Genomic DNA, 21822 nt, shown 5'->3' on the forward strand with positions numbered 1-21822 from the left:
AAAGAATTTAAACGTAGGAAAGGGTAATATAAAAATGAACTGGAAAAAAGGCGGATTATGGATTATTATTTTTTTCATTGTAAAAGGTACGATTTCTACACTGTTAATCGTTACAGGTGCTAAATATTTTAATTTATCATTTATGCAACTTTTCGCACTAGTACTGATCTTATTACTGATTTCTCTCATAAGCCGAAAATTGCTGTATAAACATAAACAAAACAAAAAGCAAAAAGAGCTAAATATATAATGAAGCCCCAGAGACCTTTGGATTTCTGGGGTTTTATTTTTATAGTTTTTTCTACATGTATATCAACTTAACAGAAAAGGTTGTCCAAAATGATAAAATCGATATTGTTTAAAATGTGTCAATTATTTTTACATAAATATTGAAGAGAGCTTTTGAATCAATCTTTATTTGGAAGCTACAGATGCGCATAAATTATGCTTGTTTTTCCATTGGTAGTTTAAATGTAAACGTACTGCCTTCTCCTAATTTACTTTCAACTGTAATTTCTCCTCCGTGTAGTTCGACAATCCATTTTACCATCGACAATCCTAAACCTGTGTTTCCGGTGCTTGAAGATGTTCGTGCTGCGTCAACTCGATAGAAGCGGTCCCATATTTTCGTAATATGTTGCTCGCTGATGCCTATGCCATTATCGGAGACTTTACCTATTATGTTGGTTTCATCACGGAACAGTTGCATATGCACAGTGCCGTTCGCTTTGCTATAAGCAATCGCATTCGTTAGTAAATTCATTAATAAACGCATCATCAATGTTTGATCTGCTTTCATAAACAGGTCTTCCTCTATATGAGTTGTTATATCAATCGAAGCTTCTTGAACCATTAATGAAAGCTCTTCTACAACGATTTCCGTTAATTCACTCATATTGATACATTCAAATTGGAAAGTATTATGCTTTCCTTGGTCAGCTCTTGCTAATAATAAGAGTTGTGAGATTAGCGCGGACATTTTACGTGATTGCTTTAAAATTACTTCTAACGATTCTTCCATTTCTTTCGAATTATTCCTCAGTGATAAAGCGTATTCGCATTGTGAAATAATAACAGATGTTGGCGTTCTTAATTCGTGAGATGCGTCAGATGTAAATTGTTTTTCACTTTCGAATGATGTCTCCAATCGCTCAAACATTTTGTCAAAGGTTTGTGCTAAATGATACATTTCGTCTTTCGGTGAACCTTGTAAATTAATTCTCTTCGAAAGATCTTTACCATCACCAATTTTACTAGCTGAATCACTCATTTGTTGCACAGGTCGAAACGCTCTTTGCGTAATAAAATATCCTCCCACTGCGGAAATGAGAATAAGTAATGGAAATGAGATGAGTGTTACCACAATAAGCGTATTCATCGTTGATGATAATTGGCTCATAGTCATTATTCCACGAATCCAGACTTGCTCATCGCCGCCTGCATTGTGGAGAAAATCATATACAATCCATTCTTTATTACCGTCTTTAATGGTTTGTATTTCATCGGATTTAAGCGATATCTTTTTATTAAAGCTTGTTGGACTATTTCCTGCCAGCATCTCGCCTTGTTTACTATAAATGATGATATTTACTCCATCTTCTAAGGGTTCAAAATCATCGTCCATCTTTAATTGTCCATGATTATATTCAATATCTTCCATGCTTTCTTTTACTGTGCTCTTCAATTGATCTTTCATATTAAAAAGCAAAACTTTATCTGAAGAAGTTAAAATAAAAGCTAACACGAGTGCCATAATAATTACAATTAGCCCTGTATACCACAGGGTTACTTTCATTTTAATTGATAGTCTTTTCATGATTCTACTCGCAATACGTAACCAGTTCCTCGTATTGTATGAATTAACTTCGTTTCAAACTGGCTATCAATTTTTTTACGAAGATAGCGGACGTAAACATCAATAATATTCGAGCCACCTTCATAGTCGTAATTCCACACATGTTGTTCAATTTTATCTCGTGTCAGCACAACTTCTTTATTACGAATCATATATTCTAAAATAGCAAATTCTTTACTGGAAAGAGTGATAACTTGGCCTCCTCTTGTTACTTTATGCATATTGCAGTCTACCACTAGGTCAGCGATTTCAAACACATTAGATGTGCTTCCTGTATTTCTTCGCATTAACACTCGAATTCTTGCTAGCAGTTCGTCAAAAGCAAACGGCTTTACTAAATAATCGTCCGCACCTAAGTCGAGTCCTGTTACGCGATCATCAATTGAATCTTTAGCTGTAAGAAGCAAGACAGGGGTTGTATGATTATCCGCGCGTAATCTTTGTAATACTTGTAAACCATCTATTCCGGGAATCATAATGTCAAGCACAATCAAATCGTAGGTAGCCATGTTTATATAATCCAAGGCATCTTCGCCATTCCCACATGCATCGACACTATAATGTTCTGCATTTAATCGTTTTACTAATATATTTTGTAAGTCTTGTTCATCTTCGACAATAAGAACTCGCATTACCATTCTCCTTTTCTTCTTATTAATATGTATCAGTATAATTCCAAAACATTAAAGAAAGATTAGAAACTATTTAATTATATCATTTTATTTTTTTGTATATTAATCTTCCTTTAATGTTTGTTCAGTAATATAAAGGCAAGGATAAGATGCACATGTAAAGGGAGGAAAAAAGAATGAGAAAGTGGATGTTGATTGGAGCAATGTCTTGTTTATTCTTAACAGCTTGTTCTACTCAAGCTGATAACAATACAGAAGTACAACAACTGAAAGTGGAAAATGATACATTGCAAAAAGAAAGTGCTCAACTACAACAAGAACCACACAAAACAGGGCCTGCTGCGAATGATACGAAGCAAATACAAGATTTTAAAAATGAAGTCACATCTATCGTTGAAAAGGCAAATAATACGAAACCAGTTGGAGCAAAAGAAGAAAACTTAAATACGTACTTAGCAGCAAAAAAAGAAATTGATCAATTAGATGACAATATAGATCTATCTGATAATCAGCTTGAAGCAGATTATCGTGCTGGAACGATAACTGTTGAACAATATGAAACGCAAGAAAGAGAACACGATATACTAGAAGATCAATTAGAGCAAGCAGAAAATGCACTTGAAGCAAGATTCGGAATAGATGATTAATCATGAAGGAGTGGATGAAAATGTTAAAACATAAAAAGAAAATAATTATAAGTGTAATTGCTATTTTAGTAAGTGGTATTGCTATTGTTGGGGGATATTATGGTATGGGTTACAATTATGCAAAAAAGAATGAAAACTACACAGAGAAACAAGTTCGTGAAATTTCTTTATCTCATACAAAAGGAGAAATTATTAATGTGAAAAAAGAATTCGAATTAGAAGATGACAACTTAACACAATCTACATTTGAATATGAAGTGGAAATCAAAACACCTGATAATCTGTTAAATAGTTTAAAAGTTAGTGCTAGAACAGGTACAATAGAAATCAATAGTGAAGATTAAAAAAATATCGCATATTTGAAAAAACTCCTAACAAAATTTGTTAGGAGTTTTTTCATGTTTTGTGTTTGGATATTCGCTTTTCTTAGCTTGATAGCAATGTGGCTCTACCCCTTATAAACCGTACAAAAACCTTTCAAATAGCTCTAACTTGTACAATGCTTCCCGTTAATATAATACGCCGATTCTGTGAAAACCGTAAATACAACCTCTACTTCTGGAAGTCCAAAATCCATTACATATGTAGTAATGGCCTTGGCAAATCGATCACGAATTTCCTGTCCGCGCTCGAACCATTTCACTTCAATAAGAGGAAACGCTTCTATTTCTTCTCCATTGAATACAAACGTAGAACTTGGTAGTTCCAACGTAAAATTATCCGTACCACACTCACAAATCTCTGCGAGCTCTTCTACTAATGGCTTGCTTATGCGTTTTAATTGTTCAATAGTAATTCCACGAAATACAACATGCGGCATATGAATCCCTCCGTTAAATAGCTTTATATTTGCTCACATCATAACACAATTTATTTTACTGCACTAATATCTATTGGTACATTTCAATGACATTCTTAAGAATGATCATATGTTATTGAAGCAATACATGTATTATAACTATTTAAAACATTTGAGAGCTCGGTAATTGGGTAAATAAAAAAAGCCTTATCATTCTCCCTGTAAGGAAGCATGAGGGGAGGCCTCTGCTAGGAAAGGGATAGTACGCTTATATATTTTAAAAAGAAAAGACACCTTAAGGTGCCTTCCTCCGACTTGATAACCGCTTTAATTTTAATAACATTGGATTCGCATCCGAATACTATTTTACTATGTTAAGTAATGTTGGTCATTGAGAAAGTCAAATACGTAGTGTTCATATATAGTGACACCTAGGAGGATGCAAGATGTAATACAGTTTTTTATTTATACAACAACAAAAAAGAATCCTAAAACCGTGCCGGGATAGGAATGTATAAAAAAATGCATAGATCGATAGAACAAAGAAAGGGGGTTCCCTTGTAAGGGGAAGATGCCTCCTTGTCCTTGCTACCGATAATAATGCGTTATGTAGACAATATTTGTATAGATAGGATATATAGTCCATACCCATCAACTTAAGAATTTAGAACTCCCCCAAAAAATTATGAGTTTTTTGTTACAAGTTATCACAAAATTTTCGTTTTTTGGGTAGTTTTATTTTCTTAGCTTGATTGCGATGAGCGGTACTCCATAAAGGCCCCTGATACATAATTGATGTTCTGCCATTTGTAGAAAACAATCCACTTATACCATTTTAACAAGAATAAATATCTCGTCCATGTTGTAATATTGGCTTACGTTAAGCTTGTGAAAAAAACATATTCATGTATAATACAATTGATGTATGATACATTAGTTGTAGGAGGGTGACCTATTTGAAAAGAGAAGATGCCTTAAAACTAAGAACAGATATTAAGAAAATGATTATAATAACTGGGGTTTTTGAATCTCAAAATTTGCCCAATGGACCATTTGAAAAACCTTTACCAACTTCTCAAATGATGGCGTTAGAGGAACTAGAGGTGGAAAAATTAACTGTTTGGCAACTATCCAATAAACTTAGATTAGAGACTTCAACTGTAAGTAGATTGGTAGATAAGTTAGTAAAAAAGGGGCTTATTTATCGTGAAGTAAATGAAAAAAATAGAAGAGAACTTTTTCTGCACCTCACAGAAAAAGGTCACATAACTGTTAATTGCTTAAGAGAGCAATCCATTACATTTTATCAAAGTATTCTCAATAATTTATCAGAATCAGAACAAAAAATAGTTGTGGATGGTTTTGAATTATTTATTGATTCTATTTCTAAGCCTTTTGATTAGAGTGAGGTAAATCATAACATTTGGAGGGTAAAATGAGTTTGGATTTTGAACGTCCTATTATTGAATTAAAAGAGAAATTTGATGAATTAAAGAAAATTATGAAAGAAAATAATGTAGATTTATCGCCAGAAATTCATGTATTAGAAAAACGTTTAAATAAAATGCAAGATAAAATTCATTCTAATATTACACCTTTTCAACGAGTTCAAATTGCAAGGCTACGTAACCGGCCCACGACATTGGACTATATACCTTTATTGTTTACAAACTTTCTCGAACTTCATGGTGATCGATTATATGGTGATGATAAAGCAATGATAGGTGGTATTGCAAAATTTAAAGGGATGCCCGTTACGGTTATTGGTCATCAAAGAGGTAGAAATACAAAGGAAAATATAGAAAGAAATTTTGGAATGGCACATCCAGAAGGTTATAGAAAAGCGCTAAGACTTATGAAACAAGCTGATAAATTTAATCGCCCTATTATTACATTTATTGATACAATAGGCGCCTATCCAGGGAAAGGGTCTGAAGAACGTGGAATTTCTGAAGCGATAGCTCGAAATCTATTTGAAATGGCTACACTTAAAGTGCCAATTGTTTGTATTGTAATTGGAGAGGCATCAAGTGGTGGAGCTCTTGGCATTAGTGTCGGTAACCATATCCATATGTTAGAGTATTCATGGTACTCGGTAATTTCGCCAGAAGGAGCAGCATCTATCCTATGGAAGGACGCTAAGTATGCTCCAGAAGCTGCCGAACATATGAAAATTTCAGCAAAAGATTTAAAACATTTAGGAGTTATTGATGAAATCATTCCTGAAATTAAAGGTGGAGCACAAAATGATATAAAATCACAGGCAAAAGTGATTGAATCTGTAATCGAATCATCTCTAAAAAAATTGATCCTATTATCCTCGGAAGAGCTTATACAACAGCGGTATGAAAAGTATAGACAAATAGAGAATTATAAATGAAAATATTTAAAGTCCGTATTAAATTTTGGAGGATTATCGCAAAAAAATTCTAAATATTTTGCAAGTAACCTCTTAAACTGGGATATGCTGATACTATTACACTACAAAAGGTGTATGATCGGTATGGAAAAGGAAAATTTGTTCAAATGGAAGCATTATCACATACCCATCAACTTAAGAAATGGATTGTTCCCCAAAACGAAAAAATGAGCTGAATTCTCATAAATAACTGTAAAAAGGTGGAAATTTCGGTATGGGGGTATCTCAAAGGCTTAGGTTGATGGCAATGGGGTGGGCCCCCTTTTAGCAAAACCGGAGTGGAAATGATGAGTATAAACAGTTTTGTGGGATTGATAAAGGACGAATTATTAAAAGAGGTAAGCATTAGAAGTGAGGATGAATTCGAGCCTGTAGTAGTTAAAGATATTCCTAGACTTTGGAAGTGTTTAGGGATGGGTAATTATGCCGCAGTATTTATGCATCAAGAATACAAAGATTGGGTAGTGAAAGTTTACGCGCGAGAAGGAGAAGGAATTGAAAAAGAGTCAGAAGTATACCGAAGAATTGGAAACCATCCTTCTTATTCGAAGCTTATATATAAAGGAGAAAATTTCATAGTATTGAAACGTTTAAAAGAAATTACCTTATACGATGCTATTCATAAGGGCATTAAAATTCCTAAGCAGGTGATCTTTGATATCAATGAAGCTTTAGAGTATGCAAGAGAACAAGGATTAACTCCTTGTGACGTTCACGGGAAAAATGTGATGATGGAAAACGGAAGGGGATATGTAGTCGATGTATCTGACTTCTTAAAAACAAAAGAAGATAGTAAGTGGAGAGACCTAGAAAAGGCATATTTTATATTTTATTTGCCTTTCATTTATAAATTTCCTTTCCCTGTTAAAGTACCGTATTTTATGTTAAACATTGTTAGACGTTCGTATAGAAAATATAAGAAGCTTAAAAAGAAATTCAAATTGTAAAAGGACCACATACTTATCTTTAGGTTAGATAGGTGAACCACTAGTAAACAAAAGGACCGTACATTTTAGATATGTCTAATATGTACGGTCCTTTTTTTATGAATTTATGAAGTAATCAGTAAGCTGTACCTTTCCTTTTTCACGCAATTACTTATTTTCTTCCTCAAAGCCTTTATTCTTTTTCTTGTTTATTTCGCAAGAATTGATGCGTTCTTTGAGTTCTGTTTGGTTATACAGTGTGGTTTTACTAATCAGGATTCTTTTTGTCATACTCGTGAAGTTAATTATATTTTTCTACGTACTAAATAAAAAGATAAGGCCCCCATAATAACAGGTGCAACGAAATCAAAGAAATGGGAAAAATTAAAAAGAAAAAGAAATGGTATAAGTGTATAGATAACTGCTAGTCCTATAAATACAGGAATTCCAAATTGAAATTCTCTACATCGTTTGATTTTCCTGTATAACACTTCCCCAATTAGACAGGCTACAAGAGCCGGTATACTACCATAAGTGACGATCGTTTTAATGAATCCTAATACAACGTTCGGGTGAATAAAGCTAGGATGAGAAATATATGAAATCAAGAACCATCCAAAAATAAAAGCAAACAGATTTGCAGCATAACTAATTACAAATTTTATCAACGTAATCATCCTCACAGTTTTCTAATATTAACTCCATTGTATGACATAACGTCTCATTAACAGTAGTCAATGATGCATATAATTTTCATTTTTGTGGGATTCGCTTTTCTTAACTTGATAACGAGGGTTGAGTCATAAATTGTGGGAAATCTCTATACTGCTATTAACTCATTAGTTGAAGAAGAATTTGTTCTACAACTAATGAGTTATTATAATATGAAAAATGAAATTCTCCTTCTATAATTTATTCAAATGACTCAATCTCCGCATCTTTTGAATGCCCTGAAAGTGCTAAACATAAGCAAAATAATTAACTATCTCATGCAAGAAAGTTAGGCTAGTTAATTGCATATGTTTTATTGAAAGGGTGTGATGGAACTATGGAACGGCCGAATTGGGGAATTGGAGGATTAGTATTCGTTGGCTGCATGTTTCTTGGCGGAGGAGTGGGATCTATGTTAGGTAATGCCCAAACTGGATGGTTAATAGGAATGGGAGCTGGATTTCTTGGGATGGCTTTAACAAGACTGATTAGAAAGTGAGATAACGGGATTCTGCTTCCAGTAAATAAGGAAATATGTATGTAATACATGGCATAATAGCTTTATAAATTATAGTTAGAACCTTCTATTTTCTAAATTTTTCCATACATAGATATGATTCTCGAGTTGGAGTATGGCACCTTAGGGTGTTTTTTTTATGCTTTTTAAAAATGCCTTACCATATAATAGACTTCGTTAGATTCCGATAATCTTTTTTGTAATAGTATAGATTCATTACCGTTTCAGACTTAAGTATTCATTCATAACCTAACAGTAAAAGGGGGGATGATTCAAGATATGGCGTTTAATGATGAATTAATTTGTCAACAGTTTGCAAGAATTATCGGTGGTCAAGAAGGATTCGCCGGTGGGAAATGTGTGGCAACAATAAATCGGGATGAAATACATGCAACTATTTTAGGAAAACGTTTTAGAGTAACAACTTCTTTCTCGTTTGAATCACGAGATAATAAAACTGGACGAGCATTATGTCTAGGACGTGTAGCGCTCTTGCAGAAGGAAGTCAATGGATTTGTTGCTACAATTATTAAACAAGGAATAATCGTTTCGTCTATACACAATGAGTGGTTATGTGATGATCCAAATTTGATTTACGTTAATATTGAAGATGTTGATGATCCGCTAAGTTTCGCAAGGAAAGTTAGACGAGCGTTATGCAGTTAACCGATTTTTTTAGTTAAATGTGCAATAGAAAAGGATCTTCAATCGAAAGATCCTTTTATGCATAAGATGAAGGTTTTTCCCTTTGTTTCATGAATTAAGTCTAATTGACTAGCAAACGAACGTAATTTCTGTGTACGAATCGATATAATAATAATCTTCGCTTTTATTATAGAGTCAGTCTTTTAGTAGAAAATGAAAATATACGACAAATTTTGACAAATAAAGGCTTATATTTTTGTTATGCTATGAAAGTTATTGATTTGTAATGTATATATAGGAGGATTTTTTAATGTTAAAGAAATTGTTATTTTTTGTAATTTTGAGTTTGTGTGTAATGTCTTTAAGTGCTTGTAAAGGTGATGAAGAAAAATTAAAAGTGGCATCAGATGAGCAAAAAATAGATGAAGATAAAAAAGTAGCGGAGGAAGAAAAACGTAAGCAAGAAGAGCAACAAAGAGTAGAAGAAGAGAAGCGTAAACAAGAAGAGCAGCAAAGAGTAGAGGAAGAAAAACGTAAACAAGAAGAGCAACAAAAAGCAGAAGAAGAAAAACGTAAACAAGAAGAACAACAAAGAGCAGAAGAAGAGAAGCGTAAACAAGGAGAGCAGCAAAGAGTAGAAGAAGAGAAGCGTAAACAAGAAGAGCAGCAAAGAGTAGAAGAAGAGAAGCGTAAACAAGAAGAGCAGAAGACTCAGCAACAACAGTCTATACAACAAGAGAGAACACAAAAACAAGAAAAAACAACACAAGCAACAGGTGGGAAACCAACAAGATCACAAATTTCAGTTGGTTCACATGTAGTTATTCAATTAGATAATGACTATAGTAAAACTGTAAGTGGTGTTGTGAAAGACATCTTAACACATAGTGAAACACATACATACGGCATTAAAGTTCGATTACAAGATGGACAAATTGGCCGTGTTCAAAGTGTTAATTAGTGAAAAAAGATTTGACTACTTTTCAAAGAAATAAAAACTACAAAAAACCGGTTCTTTCGTAAAGGAATTGGTTTTTTGTAGCGTTTTGCTTAGCGTACGAAATTTGCGTTTTGTTGATGTCACCACATCTCTATCAAGTTATCACATACAAAGTAATAGATGTTTTTTATGATTTGAAAGGAGAGGAAGCGAACTTGGAGGGAGTATGTTTGAGAAGATTAAAGGAAATGTTTTTTTGTTCTGGATTATGGACTTATTCGCCTGTTCTAATGAACTAAAAGAAGAACTTTCCCATACCGATTAGACTACTAAGCATTCCGATTCCATTCATGGTGCCTTTTCCTACTGTCAGTAAGTTTCCAAGCATTCCTGGCTGACCGTTATTTCCCCATCCCATAGGACTTACCTGTCCTCCCCATCCTGGAGGGTTTCCAAAAATACCCCAGTTATTATTGGTATTAAAATTAAAAGCTTTAGCTGGTGGCGATAGTAAAGCGGCGAGATGACCTTGTGCGAACATCCCTGCATGATTGAATGGTTGGGCCCAGGGTAAGGGAGGTTTTTGGAGATTACCTACATGGCCTTGTAATGGCGTCCAATTAGCGGGATGTCCTTGTGGCATCATCCCTGCATAATGGATTGGCTGACCTAAAGAGAAGGGAGGAGTTTGAGGATTGAAACCCGTATAATAGGCTGGCGAATCCCAACCAAATGGATAGCCTCGACAACTCCAATTCTCAGGAATCTTCAAATCATTCATTCCCTCAGCCTTAGTGATTTGGGGCTGTAAATATAATGATGACATTGCAATTTGGTTCGTATATTGCTCACCGTTGCCCTCTGAATTCAAATACCAATATTGGTACATAAGTTTATTCCCCTCACTTTAAAAATGTAATGTTAGACTTAGCCTATGTAATATTCCTTTTTATGGATGGTTACATAACTAGATTTACAAGCCTGTATTTAAAGGAATAGGTGTATGGTCTTGTTGATTTATCCTACTATTTGTGGGCAATAAGACAACTCCACCTCAAAATGTAACCTAATTTAATTTCGGTTAACAAACGCGTTTATGAACGTTTGATCAATAAAAAAGATTTTCAGATATTATGTTGGGCAAGTAGAATTGTTAAAAAGAGAATATCCATTCGAAGAGTTTGGCAAAATACTGCAAGGGCAATGTATTGTTGTGCAGATTTGCAAACGGCTTAAACGAATTAATGGAATTTATAATGAAGGGGTAAATGAATATATGAGTGAAACATTACATAAAAGAAAACCACCATATTTAATGCTTGTAATCCTTTTTATTGGGGCCTTTGTTTCATTTCTAAATAACTCGCTTTTAAATGTAGCCTTGCCATCGATAATGAAGGATTTAGACATTAAAGATTATTCAACGATTCAGTGGCTTTCTACAGGGTATATGCTTGTAAGTGGTATATTAATTCCGGCATCAGCATTTTTAATAACCCGCTTCTCCAATAGGAGCTTATTTATTACATCTATGTTGATTTTTATTCTTGGTACGGGCTTAGCGGCTTTAGCGCCGAACTTTAGTTTATTACTGACTGGGCGGATGGTTCAAGCAGCAGGTTCTTCAGTCATGGGGCCTTTGTTAATGAATATTATGCTAGTAAGCTTTCCAAGAGAAAAAAGGGGAACAGCGATGGGGATTTTTGGGTTAGTTATGATTACAGCTCCAGCAATTGGACCGACACTATCGGGTTATATTGTAGAGTATTATGACTGGCGTTTGCTTTTTGAGATGATTTTACCGTTAGCAATCATTAGCTTACTGTTAGGGGTTTGGAAATCGGAGAATGTCATGAGACAAAACAAAAATGCAAAACTTGATTATCTCTCATTACTATTATCTTCTGTCGGTTTTGGCGGTTTGTTATATGGATTCAGTTCTGCAAGCTCCGACGGTTGGACGAATAAAGTTGTTTTAACAACCTTAATCATAGGCGCTATTGCCCTAATTACTTTCATTATCCGTCAATTAAAAATGAATGAACCGTTATTGGATTTACGTGTTTACAAGTACCCAATGTTCGCACTTGCGTCTGTACTTGCGATTGTTAATGCAGTGGCCATGTTTTCGGGTATGATTTTAACCCCAGCTTATGTACAAAACGTCCGCGGTATTTCACCGCTAAGCTCTGGGCTGATGATGCTTCCAGGTGCGGTAATAATGGGGATTATGTCACCAATTACAGGTAAACTATTTGATAAATATGGCCCTCGTATTCTTGGTATAGTAGGACTTTCCATTACAGCCGTTTCAACTTATATGCTAGCAAACCTGCAACTCGACTCTAGTCACACGCATATTATTCTTATTTACACACTGCGGATGTTTGGGATGGCGATGGTGATGATGCCACTTATGACAAATGGCCTTAATCAATTGCCAACTCGCTTAAATCCGCATGGTACAGCTGTTAATAATACAGCTCAACAAGTATCCGGTTCAATTGGTACTGCTATCCTTGTTACGATTATGAATTCGGTAACAAAAACAAAAGCTGAAAGTCTAATGGCTGATGTAGATCCAACAACCTTCACAGAAGCTACGAAGGCAATGTTAACTCAGAAGGCTTTATTATCTGGAATTCAATATTCATTCTATGTAGCGCTTGGCATGAATATTGTTGCACTACTATTAGTTTTTTTCGTTAAACGTGTAGATACAAGCGCGGAAGCTGTCGAGAGGTTAAATCGGTAGAGTAAAATAAAACCTTAGATCATGACTCCTATAAGTTTTTACTGTTTAGTTAGACTATGAAGAAATGCAAATTTCTGCTGCTAAGGCGCTGGTATTTAAATCTGGAAAAGAACCAGTGAAATAATTATATATAGAAAAAAGGATCTGATATTCATATCAGATCCTTTTTTCATTAGCAACACAGTATACTTACTTATCGTATTTGTTTGAATTGACATTAGAAACTACTGGTTTTCCCAATACTACAATCTTTAGCTCTCAATTTCTGATAAACATTATCATAATACGCTTCATTTTTATTTAGTATTTTTTCTGCAAGTTATACATGTAATAGCAACAAACAACTTAGATTAACAACCTGATAAGCAATATCATAATCGTGAATAGTTAGGGAAAAGATAAAATAAGGTAATCAATTACATATCTTTATCCCAGGCGATTCATTGCTATCTTCTTTTTATTGAATGGGATATTTTATTACATGTTTTTTTGAAAGGGTGTTTTTAATGGATAAAAAAGTATCTGCCATTCCTCAACCGAAAACATATGGATTGCTGGGGAATCTCCCATTAATCGATAAAGATAAACCGACCCTATCCTTTATCAAGATAGCGGAAGAGTATGGTCCCATTTTTCAAATTCAAACTTTAAGTGATACCATCATTGTCGTTTCTGGGCATGAACTGGTAGCAGAAGTCTGTGACGAAACAAGATTTGATAAAAGTATAGAGGGTGCTTTAGCGAAAGTTCGCGCCTTTGCTGGAGACGGATTATTTACAAGCGAGACTCATGAGCCTAACTGGAAAAAAGCTCATAATATTTTGATGCCTACATTCAGCCAACGAGCAATGAAAGATTATCATGCTATGATGGTCGATCTTGCCGTACAACTCGTTCAAAAATGGGCACGGCTTAATCCGAATGAAAGCGTAGATGTACCGGAGGATATGACTCGCCTTACATTGGATACAATTGGTCTATGTGGTTTTAATTATCGATTTAATAGCTTTTATCGTGAGACCCCTCATCCTTTTATTACTAGCATGAGCCGTGCTCTAGATGAGGCGATGCACCAATTACAGCGGCTGGATATAGAAGACAAACTCATGTGGAGAACGAAACGTCAATTTCAGCATGATATTCAATCTATGTTTTCTTTAGTGGATAATATTATTGCTGAACGTAAAAGTAGTGGAAATCAGGAAGAAAATGATTTACTTTCCCGTATGTTAAATGTGCAGGATCCGGAAACTGGTGAAAAATTAGATGATGAAAATATTCGTTTCCAAATTATCACTTTTTTAATAGCTGGGCATGAAACAACAAGTGGATTATTATCTTTTGCAATCTATTTTTTATTAAAGAATCCGGATAAATTGAAAAAAGCCTATGAAGAAGTAGATCGGGTTTTGACAGATCCTACTCCAACATACCAACAAGTTATGAAACTTAAGTATATACGGATGATTTTAAATGAATCGCTACGTCTATGGCCTACTGCTCCAGCATTCAGTCTCTATGCAAAAGAAGATACAGTGATTGGTGGGAAATATCCAATTAAGAAAGGAGAAGATCGTATTTCTGTTCTTATTCCACAGTTACATAGGGATAAAGACGCGTGGGGAGACAATGTGGAAGAATTCCAACCTGAACGATTTGAAGATCTGGATAAGGTTCCTCATCATGCTTATAAGCCATTTGGAAATGGTCAACGGGCATGTATCGGTATGCAGTTTGCACTTCATGAAGCTACACTTGTAATGGGAATGCTTCTTCAACATTTTGAATTCATTGATTATCAAGACTATCAGCTGGATGTAAAACAAACATTAACGTTAAAGCCTGGTGATTTTAAAATTAGGATTCTACCCCGAAATCAAACTATTAGCCATACTACTGTTCTTGCGCCTATAGAGGAGAAACTGAAAAACCATGAAACCAAGCAGCAAGTTCAGAAGACTCCTTCTATTATTGGGGCCGATAATCTTTCGCTTCTTGTTCTATATGGATCGGATACAGGGGGAGCAGAAGGTATTGCCAGAGAACTAGCAGATACAGCTAGTTTAGAAGGTGTTCAAACGGAAGTGGTAGCTCTTAACGATCGAATTGGAAGTCTGCCAAAAGAAGGGGCGGTTCTTATTGTAACTTCTTCTTATAATGGAAAACCACCAAGTAATGCAGGGCAGTTTGTGCAATGGTTGGAAGAATTAAAACCGGATGAGCTAAAAGGTGTTCAATACGCAGTTTTTGGTTGTGGAGATCATAATTGGGCTAGTACTTATCAGCGAATTCCAAGATACATTGATGAGCAAATGGCTCAAAAAGGAGCAACAAGATTTTCTACACGTGGAGAAGCGGATGCAAGTGGTGATTTCGAGGAACAGCTCGAGCAATGGAAACAAAGTATGTGGTCTGATGCGATGAAGGCATTTGGATTGGAACTTAACAAAAACATTGAGAGAGAACGCAGTACATTAAGTTTACAATTTGTTAGTCGTCTTGGAGGATCTCCTCTGGCGCGAACATATGAAGCAGTTTATGCGTCTATACTAGAAAATCGTGAACTTCAATCATCTAGCAGTGAAAGAAGCACGCGACATATTGAGATATCCTTGCCAGAAGGCGCTACGTATCAAGAAGGTGACCACCTTGGTGTGCTGCCAATTAATAGTGAGAAAAATGTCAACCGAATTTTAAAACGCTTTAGATTAAACGGAAAGGATCAAGTCATATTGAGCGCAAGTGGGCGCAGTGTAAATCACATACCTTTAGACAGTCCTGTTAGTTTATATGACCTTCTTAGTTATAGTGTTGAAGTGCAGGAAGCAGCCACTCGAGCACAAATACGAGAAATGGTGACATTCACAGCATGCCCTCCTCATAAAAAGGAATTGGAATCGCTATTGGAAGAGGGAGTTTATCATGAACAAATATTAAAGAAACGTATGTCAATGTTGGATCTTCTTGAAAAGTATGAGGCTTGTGAAATCCGATTTGAACGCTTTTTAGAACTTCTTCCTGCGCTCAAACCGCGTTACTATTCTATTTCAAGCTCTCCACTCGTTGCACAGGATCGTCTGAGCATTACGGTTGGTATTGTTAATGCACCTGCATGGAGTGGGGTAGGGACATATGAAGGAGTAGCTTCTAATTATTTAGCTCAGCGTCATAATAAAGATGAGATTATTTGTTTCATTCGAACGCCACAATCGAACTTTCAATTACCTGAAAATCCAGAAACACCAATTATCATGGTTGGACCAGGTACTGGAATTGCACCATTCCGTGGATTCTTGCAAGCGCGTCGTGTTCAAAAGCAAAAAGGTATGAACTTAGGACAAGCACATCTATATTTTGGTTGTCGTCATCCTGATAAAGATTATCTCTATCGTACAGAACTAGAAAATGATGAAAGAGATGGATTACTCTCTTTACACACAGCTTTTTCTCGCCTAGAAGGATCTCCTAAAACATATGTACAGCATTTAATAAAACAAGATAGAATCAATTTAATTTCGTTATTAGATAATGGGGCTCATCTTTATATATGTGGTGATGGAAGTAAAATGGCTCCAGATGTAGAAGATACCCTTTGTCAAGCATATCAAGAAATTCATGAAGTAAGGGAACAAGAGGCAAGGGATTGGTTGGATTCTTTGCAAGATGAAGGGCGATATGGAAAAGATGTTTGGGCTGGAATCTAAATTCTTCTTAATTAGATAAGTAATATTTCATTCACGAACTTCTTTCGACTAAGTATAATTTTAAACAAAATAAACTGATTTATAAAAACCCTGTATTTTTTATTGAATATGGGGTTTTCTTATATTTAAATAAAAGGGACGTATATGTTGATTCAAAATCCAATAATCTTTATGCTTTATATACACAACATGGTAGATTTGACTTAATAAAAAGGGGAACCATCAGGGAGAAGTAGACTTTAATTTAAACTCAACAAAACCTTCACACAAATCTGGGGGATATGATTTGAAAATGGATTAAGAAAGGATTCATTTATGAATGAATGAGTAAGTAAGAAAAGCAATCCAACATTTTTATGTAAATGGGGCTGTAAATGAATATTTACTTAGGTGTGAAAATGAAATTGAATTACCTAAAGAATTAACTGTATTTATTCATAATGCAGACATTCAAACAATGCCTGTCAACATTGATGATATTTGGCCAGCAGAAAAATATGTATTCGATTTTAAACCATATAAGAATGAAGTTAATAGTAAACGAAATTAAGAATAGTTAAGAAAAAGCTATTTCCACTCTTAATTAACGCAATTTTCTAAAATATATAAATGTTAATATTTGTTATATGATATATTTGTCAAAGTACTGTTCCTGTAGTTTCTATAATGAATCTGTAAGATAGTTTGTTTGTCTCATATATTCACCTTAAACTAAAAAGAACTTGCAGAGATTCCTACAAGTTCTTTTTAGTTTAAGGATTGAATGTGGATTTGAAATAAAGAAACGATTTTTTGAGAGGAGAAAAGTAAATGTTTATAAGAGCAGAAAGATTATTAATACGAAATTTTGAGTTCAAAGATTGGCAAGCTGTCCATGAGTATACATCAGATAGCAATGTTATGAAATACATACCCGAAGGAGTTTTTACTGAAGAAGATACAAGAAACTTTGTAAATAGAAATATGGGTGAAAATGCAGAGAACTTTCCTGTGATACTGGTAGATGAAAATATTCTGATTGGTCATATTGTTTTTCATAAATATTTTGGTGAGCATACTTATGAGATTGGGTGGGTATTCAATCCTAAATATTTCAATAAAGGATATGCTTCTGAAGCAGCACAAGCTATATTAAAATATGGGTTTAAGGAAATGAAATTACATAGAATTATAGCTACATGTCAGCCACAAAATACCCCGTCATATCGAGTGATGGAGAAAATTGGAATGAGAAGAGAAGGATATTTCAGGAAGTGTATACCCCATGGAAATGAATGGTGGGATGAATATTATTACGCTATTTTAGAAGAAGAGTAGTGTCTCAGAACGCATTGTTCAAATCAAAATCATAATTAAAATTGTGCTATCCTTGCTTGGTCTATAAAATAATTAAAATGTGGGCGGTGCTCTATGCCCACCAAGCTAACATTATATAAGTTTAATTTCATGTAAGATTTTTTCTTTTTTCTAAAGATCCAGTGCAAGTTCTTTAAAAATTTGCATACAAATAAACCTTATCAGACTTCAATTTTTTTGATTACTCTATATGATTGTGAGACATAGAAAAGTTATATAGGACGCCTAATATATCAAAGACTGTTTCCCTCTTATATCTATGGGATTTTTGTCCGTTTTTCTGTAAGTGATTAAACAGACGAAACAATATCGTTGTTAATTCTTAGGTATCTTTTTGTAAGGCTCTTTTCGTAAAGATTGTTGTTTTTAATTAAAATAAAGGTTAATTTTCTTAATACGGTATAATATTTACAGCAGATTATTCAGTAAACGGGCAGGATTGTGAAAGTATTGAGTTCGAGATATCTTCCTAAAAAACATTACTATAATAAAAGGATGACAAAATTTTTATTATAGTATGGTAATTTGGAAACAGAAGTCAGCTTAATCTATGAAAACCTTATCAGAGGAGTGATGTAAGTGAGACAAAATGTTTACGATAATCCGAATTTCTTCAAAAACTACACAGCGTTGCGTGAAAGTGGAATAAATGCTAATGACTTCATAGAACAGCCAGCAATCAAATCATTAATTCTGTGTTTGAAAGGAAAATCGGTATTAGACTTGGGTTGCGGTGATGGTCATTTTTCAAAGTATTGTATAGAAAATGGTGCAAAAAACGTAATAGGTGTAGACATATCCAAAAATATGATTGAACGTGCTAAAAAGTTAAATCAGGATGATAACATAGAATTTATGTGTCTTCCTATGGAGGATATGGGACTAGCCAATCAAAAGTTCGACCTGATTATAAGTTCCCTCTCTATACATTACATTGAAGATTACTCGGCGATGATTCAAAAGATTAATGCACTATTAAAAAGCAGTGGTGAATTTATCTTTTCAACCGAACATCCAATAGCAACAGCTCGCAAAGGAAGCAACCATTGGATAAAAACTGAGGATGGTAATAAATCACACTGGGCATTAGATAATTATCAAGAAGAAGGAATCAGAGTACACAACTGGTTTGTTGACGATAGTGTGGTTATTTATCATAGAACTGTTGCCACATTAATAAATACTTTAATTGAACACGGGCTTTCTCTGGATAAAATAATCGAACCACAAGCAACTTTGGCAGGGATAGAGAAAATGCCAGATTTAATAAACGAATCGCGAAGTCCATCTTTTATTATAATCAAGTCAAAAAAACAAAATAATATTTAAAAATATTTACCGCAATCTGGGAGCTTTTATTGAATTACGAAAACAGCCGTTTCACTAAGGAATGGCTGTTTTTTTTTAAAACATAACCTAAAGCCGTTAAACTGTATGCATTCGAATTGAAAATATTGAACATAGGAGTGAGTGAAAATGGCATATTTATTACAAGTTGATTTTCCGTTTGAAGGTCCTTTTGGTGAAGAAATGGAAAAAGCATTTTTGGATTTAGCAAAAAGTATTAATGAAGAAGAAGGATTCCATTGGAAAATATGGACGGAGAATGAAGAAACGAAAGAAGCTGGAGGCATCTATGTATTTGAAGAAAAACAAGATGCTGAAAAATACGCCGAAATGCACAAGAATAGACTTCAAGCATCTGGTGTTAAAGATATTAGAGTAAGAATTTTTCACATCAATGAAAAGTTAACGAAACTGAATCGTGGTTATAGTAAATAATGAGGGGCACGTAATTCAAAAAAAGAAGGGGCTAATCTCCTTCTTTTTTTGAATTCTTCCTTTATAAAAAAATCCCTATATAAATAGGGATTCGTGTATCGGCATATAGTTCCTTGGAAAAGGTTGTACCAAGTCGAACATATGAGAATTCTTATATTTGTGAAATAGACGTGAAAGTACTGTGGAAAAGTTGTATTGAAATAATTATTTATAAAAGGGTACGCCCCTTACTGGGAGGTAAGGGGCACAGGAAATGCAAATTTATTTGTAATTTACTAAGTTGATTATAACATATATACCCGTCTATACATGTTACAAAATTATGAACAAAACTATTATTTAGTAACTAGGAATAACGAAGGTTGTATGACTTAAGTTGTTTTTAAAGGAGTATAGCAGAGAAAATGCAAGAAAAGACCTGATAAAAGGACTGTTTTTGTTATTGTTTTTCAGATTTCCTTTGTTCTAGGCTGTATATCCCTATCTAACTGTGTGATCTACATAAAGCATCATTATCAGTAGTCAATGATGCATAAAGTTTTCGTTCTGGGGGGATTAAAAATCATAGCTTGAGGGCGCTACCCCATCACCATCAAGCTATGAAAAGTAAATACTTCAAAATGAAAATATAAGCCGTTTTCTTTCAAAAATACATGGGATTTTTAGCCTGGGTTGAGACTTCGAAATATTGTGCGTTCGCATCAAATAACAAACATGAAAAGGACTTTAAATTTAATTCGCAAGATCTCTTTCTTTTACAAGATCTTCGATGTTATTTGCTTCTTTGATTTCTTTTGACGATAACCAATTTTTATTTATTGTTCCTGTCTTATTGGTTAAATAGATGTTAAAGTTTTTATTATATAGTTCTTCTTTAAGGATTGTAGTTACTTCGATTAAATCCTCAATTAAAAGGGGAGTGTTTTCAAATATATTATTGGTGGTATTTATAACTAAAGTCACTAAATATTTTCGACTATCCTCATCATCTGAACTTGAATAAGTAATACTTTGAAATGCAAATCGATCGTTTTGCATTTCATGTAATCTTTCTTCTACTTTGGTGTGCGTTCTAATCCAATTTTCCTAATATTTGTTTATGGCATCTGACATCGTAGATTTCATTGTTTGTAACAGTTCTTCTTTTGTTATTATTTTTTGTACATTTTTAAAAGGTCCGCCTAAAGATTCACCATTTTGATCCTTAATCTCTAGTTCTGTTATTTTTTTATTATTCTTCTGAATGAGTTGAAGTAGAGCATATAAACGATCTAATTCTACTGAATCCAATTGGCTAAAGTCAATCTCGTTACTCATTTGCAAAGTTAATAATAATTCATTAGTTGGTTTTCCTTCATCTGGATCTTTACTATCTAAAATATATTGAAGAGCATTTTCTGTTTCAGATTCCACGTAGCCTAATTTTTTCATTTCTTCTAGAGTTGGTTTGAATTTCTTATATTCCTCATATGTTTTTTTTCCATATTGGTATTCATCACCTACTGGATTTGAATAGAGGAGACCTTGTACCTTTACTCGGAATTTTAGATATTTGTTATTTTTTTCTTGCACAGTATGGTAGGTATTACCACCGTTATTTTCATTTATAGAGCTCCAATCTGTTACAACAACATCAATACCGTGTTTTTCTTTTATATATTCTTGTACCTCAGCTCCATTTTCTTGATTACAACCACTTAGACATAAGAAACATAATACTAGCAATATTACATGCTTCAAACTTTTCATATAAGCACTCCCTACGTAAGAATTAATTCTTGAATGTGCAGTACACTACAAAATCTTCTTTTCCTTAGTCATATACTTTATCTTTTATATAGTTTGAATCTTAAATCATTTAAATTCCTGACGTTTCCAACTATACAGCTTGAAGTATTACTGTCTTAATATATGTAACTTAGTTGTTTTAAGCTCTTTCTCAATTCTATAAGCATATGGTTCATTGGGCTCATATGTAAAACGTACATTCATACCATGGTATCTATTTTACTATAAAATCTAGTTCTATTATTAAAATGTTCCTTTTTTGTTTTTTGTTTCCTAGTATAGATGTTCCTTCTACTTCAATGAGGGAGGATTTATGGAAGGACATTATACAATTTCAAGTTATGCA

At 34.0% G+C, this 21822-nt stretch carries 19 protein-coding genes and 2 pseudogenes; 14 read left to right on the forward strand and 7 right to left on the reverse strand.

Translation table 11 applies throughout. From position 1 onward, the window contains the following. Positions 1 to 34: 34 nt before the first annotated feature. The gene (locus tag JDS99_RS11020; RefSeq protein WP_001104093.1) at positions 35 to 250 is read left to right on the forward strand and encodes a hypothetical protein; all 216 of its coding nucleotides are present in this window, start codon (positions 35 to 37) and stop codon (positions 248 to 250) included. 192 nt (positions 251 to 442) lie between these two features. Here the strand turns inward: JDS99_RS11020 and JDS99_RS11025 are convergent, their stop codons facing one another. Beyond that, a complete protein-coding gene (locus JDS99_RS11025) occupies positions 443 to 1816 on the reverse strand; it encodes a sensor histidine kinase (RefSeq protein ID WP_088609342.1) in 1374 nt (457 codons plus the stop codon). Next, positions 1813 to 2487 carry a response regulator transcription factor gene (locus tag JDS99_RS11030; protein WP_199695078.1) on the reverse strand — a complete coding sequence of 225 codons (675 nt, stop codon included), beginning with the start codon at positions 2485 to 2487 and terminating at the stop codon, positions 1813 to 1815. Before JDS99_RS11030 ends, JDS99_RS11025 begins: the two co-directional genes overlap by 4 nt. A gap of 176 nt (positions 2488 to 2663) precedes the next feature. Between JDS99_RS11030 and JDS99_RS11035 the strand changes: the two genes are divergently transcribed. Together JDS99_RS11035 and JDS99_RS11040 are read left to right on the forward strand one after the other, a co-directional pair. Then, positions 2664 to 3134 (forward strand): hypothetical protein, encoded by a 471-nt coding sequence (locus JDS99_RS11035; RefSeq protein WP_147787896.1) that lies wholly within the window; start codon positions 2664 to 2666, stop codon positions 3132 to 3134. 20 nt (positions 3135 to 3154) lie between these two features. Beyond that, on the forward strand, positions 3155 to 3478 hold the full coding sequence (locus tag JDS99_RS11040) for a PepSY domain-containing protein (RefSeq protein ID WP_088609345.1): 324 nt from the start codon (positions 3155 to 3157) through the stop codon (positions 3476 to 3478). Between the two features lie 143 nt (positions 3479 to 3621). Here the strand turns inward: JDS99_RS11040 and JDS99_RS11045 are convergent, their stop codons facing one another. Further along, complete coding sequence (locus tag JDS99_RS11045; RefSeq protein ID WP_199695079.1) at positions 3622 to 3954, reverse strand: DUF1904 family protein; 333 nt, start codon at positions 3952 to 3954, stop codon at positions 3622 to 3624. Between the two features lie 935 nt (positions 3955 to 4889). On the opposite strand from JDS99_RS11045, the gene JDS99_RS11050 reads away from it, so the two are divergent. The 3 genes from JDS99_RS11050 (at position 4890) to JDS99_RS11060 (ending at position 7299) form a co-directional block, all read left to right on the forward strand. After that, complete coding sequence (locus tag JDS99_RS11050) at positions 4890 to 5336, forward strand: MarR family winged helix-turn-helix transcriptional regulator (RefSeq protein WP_000817662.1); 447 nt, start codon at positions 4890 to 4892, stop codon at positions 5334 to 5336. 32 nt (positions 5337 to 5368) lie between these two features. Then, a complete protein-coding gene (locus tag JDS99_RS11055) occupies positions 5369 to 6313 on the forward strand; it encodes an acetyl-CoA carboxylase carboxyltransferase subunit alpha (protein WP_199695080.1) in 945 nt (314 codons plus the stop codon). Between the two features lie 326 nt (positions 6314 to 6639). Further along, positions 6640 to 7299, forward strand: coding sequence for a protein kinase family protein (locus tag JDS99_RS11060; protein WP_088063964.1), 660 nt, complete (start codon positions 6640 to 6642; stop codon positions 7297 to 7299). A gap of 284 nt (positions 7300 to 7583) precedes the next feature. On the opposite strand, the gene JDS99_RS11065 is transcribed toward JDS99_RS11060, so the two are convergent. Then, positions 7584 to 7955, reverse strand: coding sequence for a hypothetical protein (locus JDS99_RS11065; RefSeq protein WP_088063963.1), 372 nt, complete (start codon positions 7953 to 7955; stop codon positions 7584 to 7586). 371 nt (positions 7956 to 8326) lie between these two features. On the opposite strand from JDS99_RS11065, the gene JDS99_RS11070 reads away from it, so the two are divergent. The 3 genes from JDS99_RS11070 (at position 8327) to JDS99_RS11080 (ending at position 10112) form a co-directional block, all read left to right on the forward strand. Then, complete coding sequence (locus tag JDS99_RS11070) at positions 8327 to 8488, forward strand: hypothetical protein (protein ID WP_029442740.1); 162 nt, start codon at positions 8327 to 8329, stop codon at positions 8486 to 8488. Between the two features lie 297 nt (positions 8489 to 8785). After that, a complete protein-coding gene (locus JDS99_RS11075) occupies positions 8786 to 9172 on the forward strand; it encodes a DUF1259 domain-containing protein (protein WP_097907795.1) in 387 nt (128 codons plus the stop codon). Between the two features lie 289 nt (positions 9173 to 9461). After that, positions 9462 to 10112 carry a YwbE family protein gene (locus JDS99_RS11080; RefSeq protein WP_199695081.1) on the forward strand — a complete coding sequence of 217 codons (651 nt, stop codon included), beginning with the start codon at positions 9462 to 9464 and terminating at the stop codon, positions 10110 to 10112. A 274-nt stretch (positions 10113 to 10386) separates the two neighbouring features. On the opposite strand, the gene JDS99_RS11085 is transcribed toward JDS99_RS11080, so the two are convergent. Beyond that, on the reverse strand, positions 10387 to 10980 hold the full coding sequence (locus JDS99_RS11085; RefSeq protein ID WP_088063960.1) for a hypothetical protein: 594 nt from the start codon (positions 10978 to 10980) through the stop codon (positions 10387 to 10389). A 387-nt stretch (positions 10981 to 11367) separates the two neighbouring features. Between JDS99_RS11085 and JDS99_RS11090 the strand changes: the two genes are divergently transcribed. The 3 genes from JDS99_RS11090 to JDS99_RS11100 all read left to right on the forward strand — a co-directional run bounded on the left by JDS99_RS11090 (position 11368) and on the right by JDS99_RS11100 (position 17867). Beyond that, positions 11368 to 12846, forward strand: coding sequence for a DHA2 family efflux MFS transporter permease subunit (locus tag JDS99_RS11090; RefSeq protein ID WP_199695082.1), 1479 nt, complete (start codon positions 11368 to 11370; stop codon positions 12844 to 12846). A gap of 506 nt (positions 12847 to 13352) precedes the next feature. Then, positions 13353 to 16550, forward strand: coding sequence for a bifunctional P-450/NADPH--P450 reductase (cypD, locus tag JDS99_RS11095; protein ID WP_199695083.1), 3198 nt, complete (start codon positions 13353 to 13355; stop codon positions 16548 to 16550). Positions 16551 to 17360: 810 nt separating this feature from the next. Next, the gene (locus JDS99_RS11100) at positions 17361 to 17867 is read left to right on the forward strand and encodes a GNAT family N-acetyltransferase (protein ID WP_088092721.1); all 507 of its coding nucleotides are present in this window, start codon (positions 17361 to 17363) and stop codon (positions 17865 to 17867) included. Positions 17868 to 18087: 220 nt separating this feature from the next. Here JDS99_RS11100 and JDS99_RS31965 read toward each other — a convergent pair. After that, positions 18088 to 18252 (reverse strand): annotated as a pseudogene (locus JDS99_RS31965) (IS4 family transposase); the annotation flags it as partial. Between the two features lie 233 nt (positions 18253 to 18485). Here JDS99_RS31965 and JDS99_RS11105 point away from each other — a divergent pair. Further along, positions 18486 to 19235: a class I SAM-dependent methyltransferase gene (locus JDS99_RS11105; RefSeq protein ID WP_098857994.1), complete on the forward strand. Its 750-nt coding sequence runs from the start codon at positions 18486 to 18488 to the stop codon at positions 19233 to 19235. Positions 19236 to 19382: 147 nt separating this feature from the next. Beyond that, positions 19383 to 19688 carry a monooxygenase gene (locus tag JDS99_RS11110; RefSeq protein ID WP_098857995.1) on the forward strand — a complete coding sequence of 102 codons (306 nt, stop codon included), beginning with the start codon at positions 19383 to 19385 and terminating at the stop codon, positions 19686 to 19688. 732 nt (positions 19689 to 20420) lie between these two features. On the opposite strand, the pseudogene JDS99_RS11120 reads toward JDS99_RS11110, so the two are convergent. Beyond that, positions 20421 to 21437: pseudogene (locus JDS99_RS11120) on the reverse strand (hypothetical protein). Positions 21438 to 21822 lie beyond the last annotated feature (385 nt).

This window comes from Bacillus cereus group sp. N6 (assembly GCF_016483705.1).
Classification (GTDB): Bacteria; Bacillota; Bacilli; order Bacillales; family Bacillaceae_G; genus Bacillus_A; species Bacillus_A wiedmannii.

What these genes read in the sequence shown, in the direction of transcription:
- JDS99_RS11055 (WP_199695080.1), top strand. Translation starts at nt 5,369, where the DNA reads ATGAGTTTGGATTTTGAACGTCCTATTATTGAATTAAAAGAGAAATTT.
- JDS99_RS11025 (WP_088609342.1), bottom strand. Translation starts at nt 1,816, where the DNA reads ATGAAAAGACTATCAATTAAAATGAAAGTAACCCTGTGGTATACAGGG.
- JDS99_RS11045 (WP_199695079.1), bottom strand. Translation starts at nt 3,954, where the DNA reads ATGCCGCATGTTGTATTTCGTGGAATTACTATTGAACAATTAAAACGC.
- JDS99_RS11075 (WP_097907795.1), top strand. Translation starts at nt 8,786, where the DNA reads ATGGCGTTTAATGATGAATTAATTTGTCAACAGTTTGCAAGAATTATC.
- JDS99_RS11060 (WP_088063964.1), top strand. Translation starts at nt 6,640, where the DNA reads ATGAGTATAAACAGTTTTGTGGGATTGATAAAGGACGAATTATTAAAA.
- JDS99_RS11040 (WP_088609345.1), top strand. Translation starts at nt 3,155, where the DNA reads ATGTTAAAACATAAAAAGAAAATAATTATAAGTGTAATTGCTATTTTA.
- JDS99_RS11110 (WP_098857995.1), top strand. Translation starts at nt 19,383, where the DNA reads ATGGCATATTTATTACAAGTTGATTTTCCGTTTGAAGGTCCTTTTGGT.
- JDS99_RS11020 (WP_001104093.1), top strand. Translation starts at nt 35, where the DNA reads ATGAACTGGAAAAAAGGCGGATTATGGATTATTATTTTTTTCATTGTA.
- JDS99_RS11080 (WP_199695081.1), top strand. Translation starts at nt 9,462, where the DNA reads ATGTTAAAGAAATTGTTATTTTTTGTAATTTTGAGTTTGTGTGTAATG.
- JDS99_RS11070 (WP_029442740.1), top strand. Translation starts at nt 8,327, where the DNA reads ATGGAACGGCCGAATTGGGGAATTGGAGGATTAGTATTCGTTGGCTGC.
- JDS99_RS11030 (WP_199695078.1), bottom strand. Translation starts at nt 2,487, where the DNA reads ATGCGAGTTCTTATTGTCGAAGATGAACAAGACTTACAAAATATATTA.
- JDS99_RS11065 (WP_088063963.1), bottom strand. Translation starts at nt 7,955, where the DNA reads ATGATTACGTTGATAAAATTTGTAATTAGTTATGCTGCAAATCTGTTT.
- JDS99_RS11035 (WP_147787896.1), top strand. Translation starts at nt 2,664, where the DNA reads ATGAGAAAGTGGATGTTGATTGGAGCAATGTCTTGTTTATTCTTAACA.
- JDS99_RS11090 (WP_199695082.1), top strand. Translation starts at nt 11,368, where the DNA reads ATGAGTGAAACATTACATAAAAGAAAACCACCATATTTAATGCTTGTA.
- cypD (WP_199695083.1), top strand. Translation starts at nt 13,353, where the DNA reads ATGGATAAAAAAGTATCTGCCATTCCTCAACCGAAAACATATGGATTG.
- JDS99_RS11100 (WP_088092721.1), top strand. Translation starts at nt 17,361, where the DNA reads ATGTTTATAAGAGCAGAAAGATTATTAATACGAAATTTTGAGTTCAAA.
- JDS99_RS11085 (WP_088063960.1), bottom strand. Translation starts at nt 10,980, where the DNA reads ATGTACCAATATTGGTATTTGAATTCAGAGGGCAACGGTGAGCAATAT.